This window comes from Bradyrhizobium sp. 956_D2_N1_4, from assembly GCF_052076025.1.
GTDB lineage: Bacteria > Pseudomonadota > Alphaproteobacteria > Rhizobiales > Xanthobacteraceae > Bradyrhizobium > Bradyrhizobium barranii.
This window is the reverse complement of sequence record NZ_CP197237.1, coordinates 2,753,890-2,772,335: the sequence shown is the minus strand read 5'-3', so window position 1 is coordinate 2,772,335 and position 18,446 is coordinate 2,753,890. Positions and strand designations below refer to the sequence as shown.

The 18,446-nt window shown below is 64.9% G+C and carries 17 protein-coding genes; 9 read left to right on the top strand and 8 right to left on the bottom strand.

Features of this window, described 5'->3' with window-relative positions; translation table 11 throughout:
* Nucleotides 1–31: 31 nt before the first annotated feature.
* Nucleotides 32–757 (bottom strand): pyridoxamine 5'-phosphate oxidase family protein, encoded by a 726-nt coding sequence (locus tag AB7535_RS12630; protein ID WP_439036383.1) that lies wholly within the window; start codon nt 755–757, stop codon nt 32–34.
* A gap of 75 nt (nt 758–832) precedes the next feature.
* Between AB7535_RS12630 and pdxR the strand changes: the two genes are divergently transcribed.
* Both pdxR and AB7535_RS12620 read left to right on the top strand, forming a co-directional pair.
* The gene (gene pdxR / locus AB7535_RS12625; protein WP_439036382.1) at nt 833–2,305 is read left to right on the top strand and encodes a MocR-like pyridoxine biosynthesis transcription factor PdxR; all 1,473 of its coding nucleotides are present in this window, start codon (nt 833–835) and stop codon (nt 2,303–2,305) included.
* Between the two features lie 83 nt (nt 2,306–2,388).
* The gene (locus AB7535_RS12620; protein ID WP_071914551.1) at nt 2,389–2,634 is read left to right on the top strand and encodes a DUF6719 family protein; all 246 of its coding nucleotides are present in this window, start codon (nt 2,389–2,391) and stop codon (nt 2,632–2,634) included.
* 3 nt (nt 2,635–2,637) lie between these two features.
* Here AB7535_RS12620 and AB7535_RS12615 read toward each other — a convergent pair whose 3' ends face one another.
* Both AB7535_RS12615 and AB7535_RS12610 read right to left on the bottom strand, forming a co-directional pair.
* Complete coding sequence (locus AB7535_RS12615) at nt 2,638–3,003, bottom strand: hypothetical protein (protein WP_439036381.1); 366 nt, start codon at nt 3,001–3,003, stop codon at nt 2,638–2,640.
* A gap of 58 nt (nt 3,004–3,061) precedes the next feature.
* Nucleotides 3,062–3,226 carry a hypothetical protein gene (locus AB7535_RS12610; protein WP_166096179.1) on the bottom strand — a complete coding sequence of 55 codons (165 nt, stop codon included), beginning with the start codon at nt 3,224–3,226 and terminating at the stop codon, nt 3,062–3,064.
* A gap of 413 nt (nt 3,227–3,639) precedes the next feature.
* Between AB7535_RS12610 and AB7535_RS12605 the strand changes: the two genes are divergently transcribed.
* The gene (locus AB7535_RS12605) at nt 3,640–3,843 is read left to right on the top strand and encodes a hypothetical protein (protein ID WP_071914555.1); all 204 of its coding nucleotides are present in this window, start codon (nt 3,640–3,642) and stop codon (nt 3,841–3,843) included.
* Between the two features lie 33 nt (nt 3,844–3,876).
* Here AB7535_RS12605 and AB7535_RS12600 read toward each other — a convergent pair whose 3' ends face one another.
* Nucleotides 3,877–4,425 carry a CreA family protein gene (locus tag AB7535_RS12600; protein ID WP_439036380.1) on the bottom strand — a complete coding sequence of 183 codons (549 nt, stop codon included), beginning with the start codon at nt 4,423–4,425 and terminating at the stop codon, nt 3,877–3,879.
* Nucleotides 4,426–4,633: 208 nt separating this feature from the next.
* Between AB7535_RS12600 and AB7535_RS12595 the strand changes: the two genes are divergently transcribed.
* The 4 genes from AB7535_RS12595 to AB7535_RS12580 all read left to right on the top strand — a co-directional run bounded on the left by AB7535_RS12595 (nt 4,634) and on the right by AB7535_RS12580 (nt 8,668).
* Complete coding sequence (locus tag AB7535_RS12595) at nt 4,634–6,253, top strand: L,D-transpeptidase (RefSeq protein WP_439036379.1); 1,620 nt, start codon at nt 4,634–4,636, stop codon at nt 6,251–6,253.
* 110 nt (nt 6,254–6,363) lie between these two features.
* Nucleotides 6,364–6,930, top strand: a complete 567-nt coding sequence (locus tag AB7535_RS12590; RefSeq protein WP_439036378.1) for a glutathione peroxidase — start codon at nt 6,364–6,366, stop codon at nt 6,928–6,930.
* 165 nt (nt 6,931–7,095) lie between these two features.
* A complete protein-coding gene (locus AB7535_RS12585) occupies nt 7,096–8,109 on the top strand; it encodes a polysaccharide deacetylase family protein (RefSeq protein WP_354122109.1) in 1,014 nt (337 codons plus the stop codon).
* 7 nt (nt 8,110–8,116) lie between these two features.
* Nucleotides 8,117–8,668: a dihydrofolate reductase gene (locus tag AB7535_RS12580; protein WP_028147792.1), complete on the top strand. Its 552-nt coding sequence runs from the start codon at nt 8,117–8,119 to the stop codon at nt 8,666–8,668.
* A gap of 182 nt (nt 8,669–8,850) precedes the next feature.
* Here AB7535_RS12580 and AB7535_RS12575 read toward each other — a convergent pair whose 3' ends face one another.
* A complete protein-coding gene (locus AB7535_RS12575; protein WP_063983645.1) occupies nt 8,851–9,303 on the bottom strand; it encodes a DoxX family protein in 453 nt (150 codons plus the stop codon).
* Between the two features lie 350 nt (nt 9,304–9,653).
* A complete protein-coding gene (locus tag AB7535_RS12570) occupies nt 9,654–11,963 on the bottom strand; it encodes an NADP-dependent malic enzyme (RefSeq protein ID WP_063983646.1) in 2,310 nt (769 codons plus the stop codon).
* A gap of 246 nt (nt 11,964–12,209) precedes the next feature.
* On the opposite strand from AB7535_RS12570, the gene AB7535_RS12565 reads away from it, so the two are divergent.
* On the top strand, nt 12,210–14,180 hold the full coding sequence (locus AB7535_RS12565) for a hypothetical protein (protein ID WP_439036377.1): 1,971 nt from the start codon (nt 12,210–12,212) through the stop codon (nt 14,178–14,180).
* A gap of 93 nt (nt 14,181–14,273) precedes the next feature.
* Here the strand turns inward: AB7535_RS12565 and aspS are convergent, their stop codons facing one another.
* A complete protein-coding gene (gene aspS, locus AB7535_RS12560; RefSeq protein WP_439036376.1) occupies nt 14,274–16,046 on the bottom strand; it encodes an aspartate--tRNA ligase in 1,773 nt (590 codons plus the stop codon).
* A 197-nt stretch (nt 16,047–16,243) separates the two neighbouring features.
* Between aspS and AB7535_RS12555 the strand changes: the two genes are divergently transcribed.
* Nucleotides 16,244–17,722 carry a protein adenylyltransferase SelO gene (locus AB7535_RS12555; RefSeq protein ID WP_439036375.1) on the top strand — a complete coding sequence of 493 codons (1,479 nt, stop codon included), beginning with the start codon at nt 16,244–16,246 and terminating at the stop codon, nt 17,720–17,722.
* A gap of 120 nt (nt 17,723–17,842) precedes the next feature.
* On the opposite strand, the gene AB7535_RS12550 is transcribed toward AB7535_RS12555, so the two are convergent.
* Entirely contained in the window at nt 17,843–18,376 is a 534-nt protein-coding gene (locus AB7535_RS12550) for an REP-associated tyrosine transposase (RefSeq protein WP_135215315.1), read from the bottom strand.
* Between the last annotated feature and the right edge of the window lie 70 nt (nt 18,377–18,446).

Here is an 18,446-nt window from a genome sequence, read left to right as displayed (position 1 = left end):
TTGGTCAATGGTGCGCGCAAGCTAGCCGATTTCAGCCGTTCGGGTACTCCACAAAATAAGCATCCCGCAATGCATCTTCGAGCAGCCGGCCTTCCGAATAGCCATTCAGCGTCGCAGGCCGGGTTACACCATCCAGCAGGCGCGGGCACGGCTCCGGCGCGCCCAAGACGGTGCGCACGGGGATGCGCTCGGCATAGATCGGCAATTCGTAGTCCTCGTCGTCATCGGCGACACCCTTGGCGCGGACTTTGGCCGAGGCTTCCTCGATCTCCATCGCGATGAAGGAGGTCGCCTTGATCTCCTGCGCGCTGCTCTGACGCAGGCTCGCGGTGCGGTCCGGGAAGAAGCGATCGACCATGGCGATCACCGCCCGCTCCTTCTCCTCGGGGTCGGTGACGAGATAGGCGGTGCCGAACGCCATCACCGCGCGGTAGTCGGCGGAATGATTGAAGCCGCAGCGCGCCAGTACGAGGCTGTCGAGATGGGCGACCGTGAGGCAGACGCGCTCGCCCCTGGTCTGGTTGCGCAGCATGCGGCTCGCGCTCGAGCCGTGCCAATAGAGTTTTGTCCCTTCGCGCCAGAAGAAGGTCGGCGTGCAATAGGGCTGGCCGTCGATGACATAGGAGACGTGACAGAGCATCGAGGAATCCAGGATGCGGTGAACCGTCCCGTGATCGTAGAAGCCGCGGTCGTGACGGCGCTTGACCTGATTGCGCGCTGACGTCGGATAGGAATTCTGGCTTTCAGTCTGGCTCACGGCCGCTCCTGTCGGGCTTGGAACAATTCCAGGAGAGTTGTAGCCGCGGATTTGGTCTGCGATAGTGCCAATTCCATGCGAAAAATTCCGACCAATTTAGTCCCCTCGCCCGCCAAGGCCGAACTGCCGCTCGACCTGACCGGCCCGCACATCACCGCGGGCGCGTCATCGGCGCACCGGCTGTACCAGGCGCTGTGCGAGATGATTGTCGGCGGCCTGGTCAAACCCGGTGAGCCGCTGCCGCCGTCGCGGACACTGGCCAAGCAGACCGGCTTCCGCCGCAACGCCGTCGTCACTGCCTATGAACGGCTGATCGCCGACGGCTTTGCCGACGCGACCGTTGGCTCCGGCACTTTCGTCGCCGCGCGTATTCCGGCGCCTGCGGCCGAACCGAAGAAGCCGAAGGCCGTGGTCGAAGCGCCGCGGCAGGGCGCGTTCTCGCTCGGCTGTACCCATATCGACGAGCGCGCGCTGCAGCGCTTCCGTGCCTTCGTCGGGCGGCGCATGCGCGCGTTCGGGCCCGTGCATCTGCACTATGGCGATCCGCGCGGTAGCCGCGAGCTGCGCGCCGCGATCGCCGATCATCTGCTGTCGGCACGTGGACTGCGCTGCGACCCGGATCAGATCATGCTGACCTCGGGCACGCTGCACGCGTTGCGCATCGTGCTGAGCGCGATCCTGAAGCCCAACGACCAGGTCTGGTGCGAGGACCCGGGTTACCCCGCCGCGCGAAACACCATTTCGCATTGCGGTTATCGCGCCGTGCCCGTCCCCGTCGACGAGCACGGGATACGTGTCGCCAAGGGCCGCACCGCCGCATCGTCCGCACGCGCGGCCTATGTGACGCCATCGCACCAGTTTCCGCTGGGCGTGCAGATGTCGATGCCGCGACGGCTGGAGCTGCTGGATTGGGCGAGGCAGGCCGGCGCCTTCGTGCTGGAGGACGATTACGACAGCGAGTTCCGCTATGACGGCGCGCCGTTGATGTCGCTTGCCGGCATCGATCATCTCCAGCGCGTGATCTACATGGGCACGTTCGCCAAGACGCTGTTTCCGGGCCTGCGCATCGGCTATTGCGCGCTGCCCGAGCGCCTGATCGCGGACGTCACGGCCGCGCGCGCCGCGCTCGACCGCTTTCCCGGCACGCTGATGGAGGGCGCGGTGGCCGACATGCTCAATTCCGGCGCGTTCGCCGCCAACCTGAAGCGGGTACGAAAGCTTTATCGCGAGGCGCGCGATGCGCTGGCTGAGACGCTGGAAGCAGCATCCGACGGCGCGCTGTCGGTGCCGGTACCGTCGCAAGGACTGCACCTCGTCGCCCGGTTCGATCCGTCGGTCGAGCTTACGGTCGCGGCGCAGGCGAAGCAGGCGGCAGGCGCGGAAGGCTGGCTACTGGCCGACACCTATTCGCGCGCGCGTCCCCTGCCCGGGTTCGTGCTGGGATTTTCCGGCCACGCGGTTCCGCAACTCGTGGCCTCCGCCGAACGGCTCGCGCTGGCGTCGCGCGGCGCCTTGCGCGCGAGGAGCAAATCGGCCCGGCGGGCGTGACGAACGTTCACTATGAGAAACGTTCGCTATGAGAATCGCCTGCCGCTCCCTACATTGCGGCATCGATGCTGGGACCTCACATCATGCTGCTGCGCCGCGCGACCTGCCTCTCGCTGCTGATCTCGGTCGCCCTCGCGACGGCGGCGCATGCCGTCACTGTCGGACGTGAACAGGACATCACCGATCTCAAGCTCGGCCAGCGCGTGCAAGTGGATGACGGAACCTGCCCCGCCGGGCAGGTCAAGGAAGTGCGCGGTGCGAGAATGACCGACAAGGGCGTGGCGCGGACCATCGCCTGCGTTCCGCGCTTCGGTCCGAAATCGAAGTGATGGTTACGACTTCGCCGGGTCGAACATGCACTGCAAGGTCGGTTTGGCGATCTTGGTGAAGGTCGAGCCGATCTCACCCTGCTTGGACGCGGGCACCCAATCAGTCTCGATCGTTGGCACGCCGGTCTCGCTGATGCCGCGCAACAGCGCCTCGCGCAGATCGCGGTCCTCGACGGCAGCAACGGCGTGATCATGCAGGCAGCCGCAGACCTCCTCGGGATGCTCCCAGCGCCCGAGCATCCGCGGCGCACACTGACGCATGAACTCGCTGCGGGGATCCGGTAGCCTCGAAGGAGCGCGAACCTGCGCGTAGGCAGCGCTGATCGTCAGAACGGAAACGAACGCTGCGGCGCAGAACCGGACAATCATGATGGCCTTTACCGGCTGGTTTTTCTTGTGATTTTCTTGTGATTTTCTTGGCTGTCGATCAGAAACGCGCAGCGACCACGATCGGCTGCGGCGCCGTGGTGGTGACCGGCGAGCCGCTGTACTGGAAGGTGCCGACACCCGGGAGATTGCCGTCCGGCGCCCCCGCGAACGAAGAGCCGGCGAGCACGAAAGCGAAGGCAAGGATGAAGCTGAGCGTGCGCATGATCTCGTGTCCCAATTCCGTGGCCGGCGGTGCGTCGTCGTTGTGAAGCTGATAACCATGCGTCGTTTCGCGCGTGATGCGCCAAAAGCGGAAAATGGTTTCGTCTTTGTGAGAATTGTTTCGTCACGCGCCAGGCGACGAAACATTCAGCGGAAAATCCCAGTCTTTTCAGAGGGGTCGCGCGGCGCCTGAAAGTGGTCTTGCAGGCTCTGTTCGCGCTTGGAAGCGGGCCCACACTGCGCGCCGTCACACGCGCGCCTTCCGCACTTCACATGCATTTTACGTTTTTCTGCTGAAGAGAAGCCCGAACGAGGGCTGGGTTCCGTCGAACCGGCGGCGATTCGACTGCGACCCAAGCCATCGAAACCGAGAAGTCCGGAACCACCGGGCGCGTTCAGTTGAGGGATGCCATCATGACGGCGCAAGATCGCGCGACGCCGCGCGACGCGGACCTGCGGACGGACCGCGCCGACCAGCAACCCAGCCGCGTCGCTTCAATCGGGGCAATGTCGCTGCAGTCGGACCGCGGCCACGAGGCCGCACCACAAGCATTCGTGCGGCTGACCGGCTCGCATCTCGCAAAGCCGCGCGCCAGCCGCACTCTCGTCACTGAGTGAACGCAAGAGCGTCACTGAGTGAACGCACGCGCGTCACTGAGTGAAGAACTCGCCGCACTTCTGGACGTTTGCGTCAGCCGGTCCCCACGGCATGACCGGTACCGTCGAGGTCGAGTTCTTCGGTGAGCCCTCGATCAGCCGGTCCGAATAGACCATGTAGACCAGCACATTGCGTTTGGCGTCACAGCCGCGCACGATCTGCATCTTCTTGAAGAACAGCGAGCGGCGCTGGCGGAACATGTCGTCGCCCTGCTCCATCTTGTTCTTGAACTTGATCGGACCGACCTGGCGGCAGGCCAGCGAGATATCCGAGACCTCCTCGGCAAGGCCGAGCCAGCCCTTGAAGCCGCCCTTCTCCGGCACCGTGAAATGACAGGCCACGCCCTCGACCTCGGGGTCGTCGAGGCCGTAGGTCGCGAGCTTGTCATTCGGGCTCATCCATTTGAATACCGTCGAGCGGCGGAAGATCAGATCCGGCTCGTCGGCGGCGATTGCAGAACTCGCTGGGACAGCCAGCAACAGGAGGAATAAAGCAAGGTCTTTCAAGCGGATGCCGGAAAGACCGGGGAAACGAGATGACATGAAGTTCTCCGGTAACAAGTCCCGGCAATGTAGGCATGCGACAGCCGGTCAGGAAGACGACCGGCAGCCGTCGCGGCCGCCGTTTACCGCTCCGTGAGGCTTTTTTGCTACGTCATGGACAAAATTCGCTGACGGCAGAACTGCCGTGCTAGTGAACGCGTATCCCCTCTGCGAGACTAATTTCTGAGTTGGATTGTGGATTCGAGGAATGAATAGCGTGAACGGGGCCAGTTTTTCTGCCAGGCCGGCCCGGCTGTGGCAGGTCGCCATTTTGACGGCGGCGGGTGCGATTGGCTTGACCAGCCAGGCGGACGCGGCGTTCTACTACTGGAGCGACTACTCCGACGGGTCCTACGCCGCCCGGCAGGAGCGCTATCCCGACATTCCCCGACAGAAGCCCCAGAAGCGCAGTACGGCTGGCAAGAAAGCGGTCGTCGCCGAGAAGGAAGCCGGCACGAAGCCGCAAGGTCCGCTCGTGATCGTCGTGTCGATCGATCGGCAGAAGGTGACGGTCTACGACACCAACGGCGTGTTCGCGGAATCCGCGGTGTCGACAGGCATGAAGGGCCACTCGACGCCGATGGGCGTGTTCAGCGTGATCCAGAAGCACAAATTCCACCAGTCCAACATCTATAGCGGCGCGCCGATGCCATACATGCAGCGGATCACCTGGTCCGGCATCGCCATGCATGCCGGCGTGCTGCCGGGCTATCCGGCGTCGCACGGTTGCATCCGCATGCCGATGGCGTTCGCGGTGAAGATGTGGAACTGGACCAGGATGGGCGCGCGCGTGATCGTCTCGCCCGGCCAGATGTCGCCGCAAAATTTCTCGCATCCCCTGCTCGCCTCGGTGCGCGTGCCGCCGCAGCCCGCCGCCAGCCTGGAGCCGCAGACCAATGTCGGCGACAAGGCCGACAAGGGCGCCGCACCAACCAAAGTCAGCGAAGCAAAACCCGTCGAGACGAAGACCGCCAGCGCGGAGAGCGCGCTCGAGCTGCGTTCGTCGCTCGGCCATACCGTGATGTCGGATGCGACCACCGGCAATGCACCGGCGCGCGCGGAAGCAGCCGCACCAGCCGACAAGGTTGAGGCCAAGTCTGAAAAGAGCGCCGAGGCATCTGCCCCGGTCAAGCCGCAGTCGGAAGAAGCAGCCAAGCCCGCAAGCACCGACGCAAAGCCCGTCGAGGCCGCAGAAGCGCCCAAGACTGCAGAAGCGCCCAAGGCTGAAGCCGCCGAGCCCGCGAAGAAACCCGATGCGCCCGCTGCCGCACCGGCGCTCACCGCCTCGCCCGACGCCAAGAAAGACGAGACCCGCGTCGCTGATCCTGCGCCTGCCGCGAAGCCGGAGACGCCCAAACGGGCCGGCCAGATCGCGGTGTTCATCAGCCGCAAGGATTCCAAGCTCTACGTACGGCAGAACTTTGCGCCGCTGTTCGAGGTTCCCGTCACGATCGCTGCGAGCGAGCGGTCGCTCGGCACCCACGTCTTCACCGCCGAGGTCGACAAGACCGACACCAACGCGCTGCATTGGTCGGTGGTATCGCTGCCGGTCTCCGCCCGCGCCGCCGCGCGCGAGGATGACAGCCGCGTGACACTCCGCCAGCGCGGCGCCGCCGTGATCCCCGTCGCCGCCAAGCCCGTTACAGCCAAGCCCGTGGTCATGCCGGACAGCCCGGCCGAGGCACTCGACCGTATCTCGATCCCGGCCGACACCATGGCCAAGATCAACGAGATGCTGACATCGGGCGGCTCGATCATCGTCTCCGACCAGGGCATCAACCAGGGCGAGACCGGCGAAGGCACCGACTTCATCGTCCGCCTCTACTAGAGCGCTTTCGAGCAAAGCGGCGCCTTGCCGCGTCCGATAACGCGGTGTTGACCAGGCGCGTCGCGCCGACGCAGTAAGGTGCGTCCCGGATCACGTCGGGGGACGTTGCCATGCTGAACCGCAGGACCATGCTCGCCGCGCTTGTCGCGACGACCGCGTCTGCTGGACGCAGCCGTGCTGATGGCGGCATGAGCCGGATCTCAGCCTATGCGTTCTCCTTCCCTGCATTGTCCGGCGACGACATCCGCCTTGCCGCGTTCACGGGCAAGCCGCTGCTGGTGGTCAACACCGCTTCGCTGTGCGGTTACACTCCGCAATATGCCGGCCTGCAGGAGCTCTGGAGCGAGTTTCGCGAGCGCGGGCTCACCGTGATCGGCGTGCCCTCCAACGATTTCGGCGGCCAGGAGCCCGGCGGCACCAGCGAGATCACGGAGACCGCGCATCACCAATACGGCGTTACCTTCCCGATCGCGGCCAAGGCCGTGGTGGTCGGCGCCAAGGCGCATCCGTTCTACAAATGGGCGGCCGAGGCGCGCCCACGCGACGTTCTGCGCTGGAACTTCCACAAATACCTGATCGGGCGCGACGGCTACATTGCCGAGGTGTATCCGTCTGCGGTCGATCCGACGGACACACGGGTCAAGACGGCGATTGCGAAGGCGCTGGCCGACAGCTGACACCCGCAGCCCGCATCCGGTTGGGCACAATTGTGGCGGGGTGCCAAACAGCCGTTGCAATGACGAGGGCCCACCATCTAGGCTAGGACTATCAAGGGGCAGGATGGTTTTGCCAGAGGCGAAAAGCTGCGGCGGAACAACGGGATCAATCTCGAGGACAACACCATGCGTGTGGCGGCAGGACTGATTTTGGCAAGCGCGATGTCGGTTGCGATGGCAGGCGCAGCGTGGTCGCAGACCCCGGCCGCAAAGCCCGCAGCCGCCACCCAAGCGGCACCGGCTGCAGCCCCCGCCGCAGCACCGGCGCCCGCTCCCGCGGCGGCAGCCGCTGCGCCGACGCAACCGGCCTTCCCGCCCCCGCCGAAACAGGCGCCCCAGCCCGCCCGCGCGGCCTGCAACACGCCCGGCGCGCTCGGCGTCGCCCGCACCGTCGAGATCGACACCACGGGTGGTCCGGGCTTCGGCTTCGAGCATTTCAAGGAGCTCGACTTCCTGCGCGACAAGGAGGTCGTGCTGACCTTCGACGACGGCCCCTGGCCGAAGAACACGCCCGCGGTGCTGAAGGCGCTCGCCGACGAATGCACCACCGGCATCTTCTTCTCGATCGGCAAGCACGCGACCTATGAGCCGGAGATCCTGAAGCAGGTCTATGCGGCCGGCCACACCGTCGGCGCCCACACCTGGTCGCACGCCAACCTCAACAACAAGAAGCTCACGGAAGCGCAGCGCAAGGAAGAGATCGAGAAGGGATTCTCGGCGGTGAAGTGGGCGCTCGGCGGCATCTCGCCCTCGCCGTTCTTCCGCTTCCCGGCGCTCCAGCACCCGCCGGAGATGGTCACCTATCTCGGCAACCGCAACGTCGCGATCTTCTCCTGCGATATCGACTCCTTCGACTTCAAGGCGTCGAAGCCCGAGAAGGTGATCGAGACCGTGATGAAGAAGCTCGACACCAAGGGCAAGGGCATCATCCTGATGCACGATTTCCAGAAGCACACGGCGGAAGCCCTGCCCGAGCTGCTCAAGCGCCTGAAGGCCGGCGGCTACAAGGTGGTGGCGATGCGCGCCAAATTCCCGGCCTCAACGCTGCCGGAATACGACCAGGAGCTACTCAAGGACGTCAAACTGCCGACGGTGAGCACACGCCCGGTCAACAGCGTCGTAACGACGGTCTCGGAATAGACCGCAATTGTCTTTCCGGTTTGAAGGTTACGTCATCATATCGGCGGACGGCATGCTTGCCGATCCGTCGCACATCATGCCCTCAACGCTGGTGTTCGAAGGCGACAAGCGCTTTTTCGAGCAAGCGCTCGATCGAGCCGCGGTCGTCGTGCACGGCGGACACTCGCACGAGCAGCAGCCGAATTCGCCGAAGCGCAAGCGGCTGATCCTCACGCGCAAGATCAAGGCGCTCACCGTCGACCCGGAGATGCCGAACGCGACGTTGTGGAATCCCGAGCATGCGAGCTTCGAGGAGGCCTGCGCTTTCGCCGATGTCGCCTCCGGCACGGTCGCAATCATCGGCGGCCCCGTCGTGTTCGACATGTTCATGGACCGCTACGACACGTTCTGGCTGTCGGAAGCCCCGCATGTGCGGCTGCCCGGCGGCGAAGGCTGTTTCGTCGGCGTGCCGGAGCGGACGCCGCATGAGGTGCTGGCGTCACACGGGATGAAGCCTGGGGCGCCGTATCTGCTCGACGCGGCGCATGACGTCACGGTGACGCCGTGGCGTCGAGTCTAGCACAGGCGATCTGCGCTACGGCGCCGGAAGGTGATAGGCCAGCACACCGCGCAGCGTGTGCACCGTGCCGCCCGCGCTCAGGCTGGTCATGAAATCAGACGCCAGATCGTCTCGCGCCCCGAGATGCGTGACGCGATATTCGGCGCGGGCGGAGATGCTGTCGAACGAGCCATCAACTCGCTTTACACGTCCCCGTAGGCCGTCTCGGCCGAGCGCGTAGCGCGGCCGTAGCCCATGATCATGAACAGCGCGCCGATGATCGAGAGATTCTTCAGCGCGTCGACCACCATCCTGGCGTTGTCGGGCGCGGCCTGATTCCAGAAATCGGAGAACAGGACGGTCGAGACCGCGATGTAGATGATCATGAGCAATGCGAAAAAGCGCGCGCCGAAGTTCAGCGCAATCATCAGGCCTGCAATGATCTCGAGCCCGCCGCCCGCGATCGCCAGCAGTTGCGGCGTGGTCATGGCGGTCGCCGTCTCGATCTGCTTGGTGTAGGACTCGATGACCTCAGGCACCACCACCTTGGTGGCGATGAAATCGGCCGTCGCCTGGAGGGGAAAGAACTTGGTCGCGCCCGTGTAGATGAACAGCACGGCGAACAGGATTCGCCCGAAAGTCACGAACGCTGGCATGATCGGCCTCTTGGCTCAGGCTTTTTGAAAAAGGCGTCTTGACGAGAGTACCGGGCGATTATGAAGAGTCGTGCGCCGGTTTACAAACGGGGAAATGGCGAACTGCGAGCAATTCAAAGTTGGCGACGCGGGCGGTGCACCTTCTCCCCTTGCGGAAGAAGGTGGCATAGGCGGCCTGCGGCCGCCGTTCTTAAGAACGCCGAAGCGAAGCTTCGGCTATGGCGCCGGATGAGGGGTATCTCTCCGCGAGCTCAATAGCGGTGGGACTCGTGGATAGAGACCCCTCACCCGTCTCGCCGCTAACGCCGCGATCCACCCTCTCCCACAGGGGGAGAGGGTAAGACGGCATCTTACGTAAACAACGTCGGCTGCTGCCGTGCAGCGCGCTCCTGCGCTTCCACGACCGCAACGGCCGTCATGTTGAGGATGCCGCGCGCGGTCACCGAGGGCGTGAGGATATGGGCGGGGCGCGCCGGGCCGATCAGGATCGGGCCGACAGGGAGCGCATCCGCCAGCGACTTGATCATCTGATAGGCGACGTTGGCGGTGTCGAGGCTCGGCATGATCATGATGTTGGCCTCGCCCTCGAGCTTGGAGTGCGGCAGCACCATTTTCCGCGCAGCAGCTGAAAGTGCCGTGTCGCCCTGCATCTCGCCGTCGGCCTCGATCTCCGGATGCTTCTCCTTCAACAGCTGGGTCGCCCGACGCATCTTGCGCGAGGACTCGGTGTCGTAGCTGCCGAAATCCGAGTGCGAGACGAAGGCGATCTTCGGCTTGATGTTGAAGCGCTGGACGTGGACCGCCGCCAGCGAGGCGATCTCGGCGAGCTCCTCGGCGCTCGGATTGGGCCGAACCTGCGTGTCGGCGATGAAGAAGGCGCCCTTGCTGGTGATCAGCAGCGCCAGTGCCGCATAGTCGATGATCCCCGCGGAGAAGCCGATGATCTCGCGGACATGGCGGAGGTGGTGCATGTAGCGGCCTTCGACGCCGCAAAGCATGGCATCCGCCTCCCCGCGCATGACCGCGAGCGCGGCGATCACCGTGTTGTTGGTGCGCACCACCGTGCGCGCCGCATCCGGCGTCACGCCGCGGCGGCCGGCGACCTCGACATAGGACTGGACATAGGAGCGGTAGCGCGGATCGTCCTCGGGATTGACGAGGTCGAAATCCTTGCCTGCCTTGATCGACAGGCCGAAGCGCTTGATGCGCGCCTCGACGACCGACGGACGCCCGACCAGGATCGGCGTCGCCAGCTTCTCCTCCAGCACCACTTGCGTGGCGCGCAGCACGCGCTCGTCCTCGCCTTCGGCGTAGATCACGCGCACCGGCTGGGTCTTGGCCTTGGCGAACATCGGCTTCATGACGAGGCCGGAGCGGAAGGCGAAGCGCTCGAGCAGCGCGGTGTATTCGTCAAAGTTGGTGATGGGGCGCGTCGCGACGCCCGACTCCATCGCCGCCTTGGCGACGGCGGGCGCGATGCGCAGAATCAACCTGGGATCAAAGGGGCTCGGGATCAGCGAGCCCGGGCCAAAGCCCTGCGTTTCGCCGGTGTCAAAGCCCTGCGCGACCGCATCCGACGGCGCCTCGCGCGCGAGCTGCGCGATGGCCTCGACGGCGGCGTGCTTCATCTCCTCGTTGATGGCGCTGGCGCCGACGTCGAGCGCGCCGCGGAAGATGAAGGGGAAGCAGAGGACGTTGTTGACCTGGTTCGGATAGTCGGAGCGGCCGGTGCAGATCATGGCGTCGGGGCGCACCTTGCGCGCCTCCTCCGGCATGATCTCCGGGGTCGGATTGGCGAGCGCCATGATCAGGGGCTTGTCGCCCATCGCCTTGGCCATCTCCGGCTTGAGCACCCCTGGTGCCGACAGCCCGATGAAGATGTCGGCGCCGCCGATGACGTCGCCCAGCGTGCGCTTGTCGGTCTTCTGCGCGTAGACCGCCTTCCAGCGGTCCATCGTGGTGTTGCGGCCTTCATGCACGAGACCGTCGATGTCGCAGACCCAGATGTTCTTGCGCTGCGCGCCCATCGACACCAGAAGGTTGAGCGTCGCGATCGCGGCGGCCCCTGCCCCCGACGCGACGATCTTGACGTCGGACAGCTTCTTGCCGTTCAGCCTGAGACCATTGGTGATGGCGGCGGCGACGATGATGGCGGTGCCGTGCTGGTCGTCATGAAAAACCGGGATCTTCATGCGCTCCTTCAGCTGCGCCTCGATCTCAAAACATTCCGGTCCGCGGATGTCCTCGAGATTGATGCCGCCGAAGGTCGGCTCGAGCGCCGCCACGGTCTCGACCACGCGCTCGATGGTGTCGGCGGCGATCTCGATGTCGAACACGTCGATGCCGGCGAATTTCTTGAACAGGACGGCCTTGCCCTCCATCACCGGCTTGGAGGCCAGCGGGCCGATATTGCCGAGGCCGAGCACCGCGGTGCCGTTCGAGACCACCGCGACCAGATTGGCGCGGGTGGTGAGCGTGGCGGCCTCCGCCGGGTTCTTGGCGATCTCGGTACAGGCGGCGGCAACGCCCGGAGAATAGGCAAGCGCGAGGTCGCGCTGGTTGGCGAGCGGCTTGCTCGCCTGGATCTCGAGCTTTCCGGGGCGCGGCAAACGGTGATAGGCCAGCGCCGCCTGGTGGAGATCATCAGAATAAGACGACATGCGGTGTCTCGCCTCGCGTTACCGGCTTCAAAATGCCTCATCCGGAGCCGCCGCCCAAGCGGACGGTATTTCCGGGTCATGGAAACGGGATGAAGCACGGCGGGCGCCCCGGTGGCAACATCCGATTACGGCCCCATCAACAGGGCGCATGGTCAAATACCTGATAGCGCTAGCTTTCCCTGGACCGCGCGGCATTTCCCGAATATGGCAGGTTGCGCAGTGCAAAACGGGCAACTGGAGCTGGGAATGAAGCGGATCCTGATCGGCCCGATCGTGGCAGCCGTGCTTGCCGCGGGCGGATGGTTCGGCTTCAACTTCTATGTCCAGCACCGCGCGACCAGCGAGGTCGAGGCGGCGTTCGAGCAGATGCGCCAACAGGGCGGCAAGGCGAGCCACGGCAAGATCACGTTCGAGCTCGCGACCCGGACGCTGACGATCGAGGATATCGCGGTCACTCCCGGCAACCTGCCGCAGGCGCAGATCAAGATCGCCGGCATCAAAGGGACGGGCGTTCGCCTGGTCGACGATATCAGGTTTTCGGCCGACAGCATCGACATCACCGGTGTTGAGGTCGCACTGGACCAGGCTCCCCCGGCAAAACTGAAAGTCTCCTACAAGATCCCGCAATTGACGATGCGCGACTACGCCGGTCCCGTTCACGCCGCGGCTGCGCCAGCGGACAACTCCCTGATCGAGATGTACCGCTATGCGCTCAGCCAGTACACGGGCGTCACGGCCTCGTCGCTTACGGCCCCGACACTGACGATGAGCTTCGATTCCGGCAACGCTGCCGCCGGCAGCGGCGAGTTCACCTATACCGGGCTGGCGATCCAGAACCTCAAGCACGGCAAGATCGATGCGATGAAGGCCGACCGCGCCGTCATCTCGGTCGAGGTGAAGCAGCCAGGCAAGCCGGACAAGCTGACAGGCGAGCTGTCGAACATCATCGTCAACGATTTCGATGCCACCGCGATCCTCGCGGCGCTCGATCCGCAGACGAGCGGCGACGACAACTATCGCCGGGTCTACCGGCAAGTCTCGGCAGGCCCGTACACGCTCAAATCGGCACAGGCGATTCGCGTCGATATCGACGGCTTCGCCATCGAGGACATCGCCGTGCAGCCGTCGAAATTCCGGCTGGCCGACGTGCTCGCCGCGCTGCCGCAGGATCAATCGGCGCCCCAGACGCCGGCGCAGGCGCGCGAGCTGCTGGAGAAGCTCGCCGGGGTCTACGAGGGTGTTCGCATCGGCAAGGCCGAGATGGGCAAGACGTCGATCGGGACGCCGCAGGGAACAGCCAAGATCAATGCGGTCAGGTACCGCGAGGGCGAGTTCGCCGTCGAGGGCGTCGATACGCCGTCGCCGCAAGGGCAGTTCAAGATGGAGCGCTTCGCGCTCAAATCGTTCAGCATTACGAACCTGATGCGCTGGGCCGCTGGCCTTAGCAATCCCGGGCAGGCGCCCTCGCCCGACCAGATGCTGGGCTTGTTCCGGGTGCTCGAAGGCGCCGAGATCAAGGGCGTGGTCTCGCCCTACAAGAACACGCGGCAGCTCATCACCGTCGACACGATCAGCCTGAATTGGGGCCAGCTAATCGGATCGATCCCGAGCAAGGCCAATCTGGTCGTGAAGATGGTCACGCCGACCGATCCCTCCAATCCGGCGCAGCGGCCGCTGATCATGGCGGGCGTGGACAAGCTCGCGATCGACCTCGATCTCGGTGCCGCCTGGACGGAGTCCTCGGGCGCGTTTGCGCTCGCGCCTGCCACGATCGATCTCGGCAACCTTGCGAAAGCTCAGGCCCGCTTCGCGCTCACCAACGTGCCGCGCGGTCTGTTCACGACCGACCCGGCGCAGGCCATGGGCCAGGCCGCGCAGGTCGAGACCGGTACGATCGAGCTCTCCTTGCGCGACAGCGGCGTCGTCGATCTCGTCGTGGCGCAGTTCTCGCGCATGCAGAATGTCAGCCGCGACGCCGCCCGCAGTACCATCGCCGAGATGATCCGCGCGCAGGGCGAGAAGGTCACCGCCGCCAATCTCGATGCCAAAGCGGCGGTCGATGCACTCGCCGGCTTCGTCGAGACCTCAGGTCAGACGCTCACCATCAAGCTCACGCCGCTCGGCAAGCTGCCCGTGCTTCAGCTCGTGGACGCGCTGAACAGCGAGCCGATCGTCGCGCTGGCGCAGTTCAGGATCGAGGCGTCGACGGGGCTGTAGGGGCGAGCGGTGGTCTTCTGTCTCGGACGCTCTGCGCGCACCGCTGAAGTCGCGCTGCGCTGCGTCCGGCACGAGACCGAAAACCGGCTCAGATCACTTCTGCGGCAGGTTCACCCGCACATGCAGCTCGCGGAGTTGCTTGGTGCTGGGCTCCGACGGTGCACCCATCAGCAGATCCATGGCCTGCTGGTTCATCGGGAACAGCGAGATCTCGCGCAGATTGTTGGTGCCGCACAGAAGCATCACGATGCGGTCGACGCCCGCGGCCATGCCGCCATGCGGCGGCGCGCCGTACTGGAAGGCGCGGTACATGCCGCCGAACCGGTCGACCACTTCCTGCTCGCCGTAACCTGCGATCTCGAACGCCTTCACCATCGCTTCCGGCACGTGGTTGCGGATGCCGCCCGAGGCGATCTCGTAGCCGTTGCAGGTGATGTCGTACTGGAACGCCTTGATGGTCAGCGGGTCCTGGCCCTTCAGCGCGTCGAGACCGCCCTGCGGCATCGAGAACGGGTTGTGCGAGAAGTCGACCTTCTTGTCGTCCTCGTTGTACTCGTACATCGGGAAGTCGACGATCCAGGCGAGCTCGAACCGCTCCTTGTCGGTGAGGTTCAATTCCTCGCCGACCTTGTTGCGGGCAAGACCTGAGAATTTCCAGAACTTGTCGGGGTCGCCGGCGACGAAGAAGGCGGCATCGCCTTCCTTGACGCCGATCTGCGCGCGGATCGCAGCGGTGCGCTCTGGCCCGATGTTGTTCGCGAGCGGACCGGCACCCTCGCCGCCCTCGCGCCACATGATGTAGCCGAGACCGGGCTGGCCTTCGCCCTGCGCCCACGAGTTCATGCGGTCGCAGAAGGCGCGGCTGCCGCCGCCCGGTGCCGGGATCGCCCAGACCTGGTTCTTGGGGTCTTCGAGCATGCGCGCGAACACCTTGAAACCGGAGCCGCGGAAATGCTCGGAGACGTCCTGCATCTCGATCGGGTTGCGCAGGTCCGGCTTGTCGCTGCCGTATTTGCGCAGCGCTTCGGCGAACGGGATGCGGCGCCAGTTCTTGCTCACCGGCTTGCCCTTGGCGAACTCCTCGAACACGCCGGTGATGACCGGCTCCATCGCCGCGAAGACGTCTTCCTGCGTGACGAAGCTCATCTCGACGTCGAGCTGGTAGAACTCGCCCGGCAGACGGTCGGCGCGCGGATCCTCGTCGCGGAAGCAGGGCGCGATCTGGAAATAGCGGTCGAAGCCCGACATCATCAACAGCTGCTTGTACTGCTGCGGTGCCTGCGGCAGCGCATAGAACTTGCCGGGGTGGATGCGCGACGGCACCAGGAAGTCACGCGCGCCTTCCGGCGAGGACGCGGTCAGAATCGGGGTGTTGAACTCGAAGAAGCCCTGCCCCTCCATCCGCCGACGCATCGACTTGATGATGTCGACGCGCGTCATGATGTTCTGGTGCAGCTTCTCGCGACGCAAATCGAGGAAGCGATACTTCAGGCGGATGTCTTCGGGATATTCCTGATCGCCGAACACCGGCAGCGGCAGGTCGCCGGACGGACCGAGCACCTCGATCTCGCTGACATAGATCTCGATCTTGCCGGTCGGCAGATCGTCATTGTCGGTCCCCTCGGGGCGGCGGCGGACCTTGCCGTCCATCTTGACCACGAATTCCGAGCGCAGCTTTTCGGCCAGCGCGAACGCCGGCGAGTCCGGATCAACCACGCACTGGGTCAGGCCGTAATGGTCGCGCAGGTCGATGAACAGCACGCCGCCATGGTCGCGAACGCGATGGACCCAGCCCGAGAGGCGAACTGTTTCGCCGATGTTGCTCTCGCGGAGCGCGCCGCATGTATGTGACCGGTAGCGATGCATGGTCGTCCCAAAATCAATGTCGGAGGGGTCGAATCGGACGGCCTGAAACGACCGGTCCGAAGTTGCGGCAGGGTTTACCCGACGAGGCCGGAGGCGGCAACCAAGGGAACGGGCTGTTTTGGGGCCGAAGCGCCCATTTTTGGCCGATTGGGCCTCAAGCCTTTGCCATCAGGCGTTCCCCGCCTATCTTTACCTCCATGACCGTCCATTTCCCCTTCCAGAACTCGTATTCGGCACTGCCGGACAGCTTCTTTGCCCGGGTCGCGCCAACTCCTGTGGCCGCCCCCCGGCTGATCAAGCTGAACCGCCCGCTGGCGGTCCAGCTCGGGCTCGACCCGGACCTGCTGGAGACCCCTGAGGGTGCCGAAATCCTGGCCGGCAAGACGGTTCCCGTCGGCGCCGATCCCATCGCCATGGCCTATGCCGGCCACCAGTTCGGGCAATTCGTGCCCCAGCTCGGCGACGGCCGGGCGATCCTGCTCGGCGAGGTCATCGACAGAGACGGCACCCGCCGCGACATCCAGCTCAAGGGCTCGGGCCCCACCCCGTTCTCCCGCCGCGGCGACGGCCGCGCCGCGCTCGGGCCGGTGCTGCGCGAATACATCGTCAGCGAAGCCATGTTCGCGCTGGGCATCCCGACCACGCGCTCGCTCGCCGCGGTCGTCACCGGCGAGCACGTCATCCGCGAGACCGCGCTGCCCGGCGCCGTGCTGACGCGCGTCGCCGCGAGCCACATCCGCGTCGGCACCTTCCAGTTCTTCGCCGTCCGCCGCGACACCGGCGCGATCCGCCGGCTCGCCGATCACGTCATCGCCCGCCACTATCCGGATCTGCTCCAGGCAGAGCGCCCCTATCACGCCCTGCTCGCCGGCGTCGTCGCGCGTCAGGCCGATCTCATCGCGCGCTGGCTGCTGGTCGGCTTCATCCACGGCGTGATGAACACCGACAACAGCTCCATCTCCGGCGAGACCATCGATTACGGCCCCTGCGCCTTCATGGACGCCTACAACCCCGCGCAGGTGTTTTCGTCGATCGACGAGATGGGCCGCTACGCCTATGCCAACCAGCCACGCATCGCGCTGTGGAATCTGACCCGGCTCGCCGAATGCCTTTTGCCGCTGTTCTCCGACGACCAGGAAAAGGCAGTCGCCGAAGCCCAGGACATTCTTGGCGCCTTCGCCGAGACGTTCAGCAACGCCTATCAAGCAGGCCTGCGCAAGAAGGTCGGCCTGTTCACGGAACGCGACGGCGACGAGGCGCTGATCCAGGACCTGCTGGACGCCATGGCCAAGAACCAGGCCGACTTCACCCTCACCTTCCGCAAGCTCGGTGACGCCGCAGGCGACGAGGCCGCCGCTGCCGACGTCCGCGCGCAGTTCATGGACCCCTCAGCCCTCGACGACTGGGCCAGACGCTGGCGCGAGCGCACCGCGCTGGAGCCGCAGGCCGCAGCCGAGCGGCAGGCCGCCATGCACGCCGTCAACCCGATCTTCATCCCGCGCAACCACCGCGTCGAGGCCGTGATCCAGGCCGCGGTGAACAACGACGACTACGCGCCGTTCGAAGAGCTGGTGAAGGTGCTGGCCAAGCCGTTCGAGGAGCAGCCGGACTATGCCGCCTACGCCGATCCGCCGCTGCCGGACCAGCGAGTGCTGCAGACGTTCTGCGGGACATAGCAACAAACTCGGTGCGTAGGGTGGATTAGCCGAAGGCGTAATCCACCGCTTCTCTCAACCAGACGAGAGTACAGAGGTGGATTACGCTTCGCTAATCCACCCTACGAGCTAACGCGATCGTCACGCCCGCTCACCGAATTCGCCCGCGATCTTGGCGTCACCGCCCGAATCCTCGGGAAATAATCCAGCCCGCACATCGCGGTGAAATGACGAGTACCGCCAATCGCAAACCTTCGAGACATGACCGTGCTTGACGGGATTGTAATAGCAATATTCGACGTGGCGGGCGTAGTCGGCCTCGTCACGGATCAGATGCTCCCAGAACCGGCGTTGCCAGATGCCGCGTTCGTTCCGCGCCGCACGGACAACGCTCAGCCGCTCATTCGCTGGGAGTGCTTTGGCAAATCGCGTCTTGATCAGCCTCCAGCGGACCGAAAAATTGGCATCGTCCGGTGGCAGCTTCCAGATCGCGTGGAGATGATCCGGTAAAACTACGAAAGCATCGATCTCGAAAGGATGGCTCCGGCGCGTTGCGGCGACCGCGTCCCGTAAGATTTCGATGTGGTGGGTCAAAAGAGCTTTCCGCCGATCGAGCAGGTTCACGGTGAAGAACCAGCCCCCTCCGGGGATGAATGCGCGGCGGTAGTCGGACATATCACCGATAACACAACTTGAAGTTGGCTCACAGTGGTGGATTACGCCTTCGGCTAATCCACCCTACGCA

Bases quoted from the DNA above. Each gene is read 5' to 3' on its own strand.
- pdxR (WP_439036382.1), top strand. From the start codon at position 833: ATGCGAAAAATTCCGACCAATTTAGTCCCCTCGCCCGCCAAGGCCGAA.
- AB7535_RS12620 (WP_071914551.1), top strand. From the start codon at position 2,389: ATGCTGCTGCGCCGCGCGACCTGCCTCTCGCTGCTGATCTCGGTCGCC.
- AB7535_RS12615 (WP_439036381.1), bottom strand. From the start codon at position 3,003: ATGATTGTCCGGTTCTGCGCCGCAGCGTTCGTTTCCGTTCTGACGATC.
- AB7535_RS12610 (WP_166096179.1), bottom strand. From the start codon at position 3,226: ATGCGCACGCTCAGCTTCATCCTTGCCTTCGCTTTCGTGCTCGCCGGC.
- AB7535_RS12605 (WP_071914555.1), top strand. From the start codon at position 3,640: ATGACGGCGCAAGATCGCGCGACGCCGCGCGACGCGGACCTGCGGACG.
- AB7535_RS12600 (WP_439036380.1), bottom strand. From the start codon at position 4,425: ATGTCATCTCGTTTCCCCGGTCTTTCCGGCATCCGCTTGAAAGACCTT.
- AB7535_RS12595 (WP_439036379.1), top strand. From the start codon at position 4,634: ATGAATAGCGTGAACGGGGCCAGTTTTTCTGCCAGGCCGGCCCGGCTG.
- AB7535_RS12590 (WP_439036378.1), top strand. From the start codon at position 6,364: ATGCTGAACCGCAGGACCATGCTCGCCGCGCTTGTCGCGACGACCGCG.
- AB7535_RS12585 (WP_354122109.1), top strand. From the start codon at position 7,096: ATGCGTGTGGCGGCAGGACTGATTTTGGCAAGCGCGATGTCGGTTGCG.
- AB7535_RS12575 (WP_063983645.1), bottom strand. From the start codon at position 9,303: ATGCCAGCGTTCGTGACTTTCGGGCGAATCCTGTTCGCCGTGCTGTTC.
- AB7535_RS12570 (WP_063983646.1), bottom strand. From the start codon at position 11,963: ATGTCGTCTTATTCTGATGATCTCCACCAGGCGGCGCTGGCCTATCAC.
- AB7535_RS12565 (WP_439036377.1), top strand. From the start codon at position 12,210: ATGAAGCGGATCCTGATCGGCCCGATCGTGGCAGCCGTGCTTGCCGCG.
- aspS (WP_439036376.1), bottom strand. From the start codon at position 16,046: ATGCATCGCTACCGGTCACATACATGCGGCGCGCTCCGCGAGAGCAAC.
- AB7535_RS12555 (WP_439036375.1), top strand. From the start codon at position 16,244: ATGACCGTCCATTTCCCCTTCCAGAACTCGTATTCGGCACTGCCGGAC.
- AB7535_RS12550 (WP_135215315.1), bottom strand. From the start codon at position 18,376: ATGTCCGACTACCGCCGCGCATTCATCCCCGGAGGGGGCTGGTTCTTC.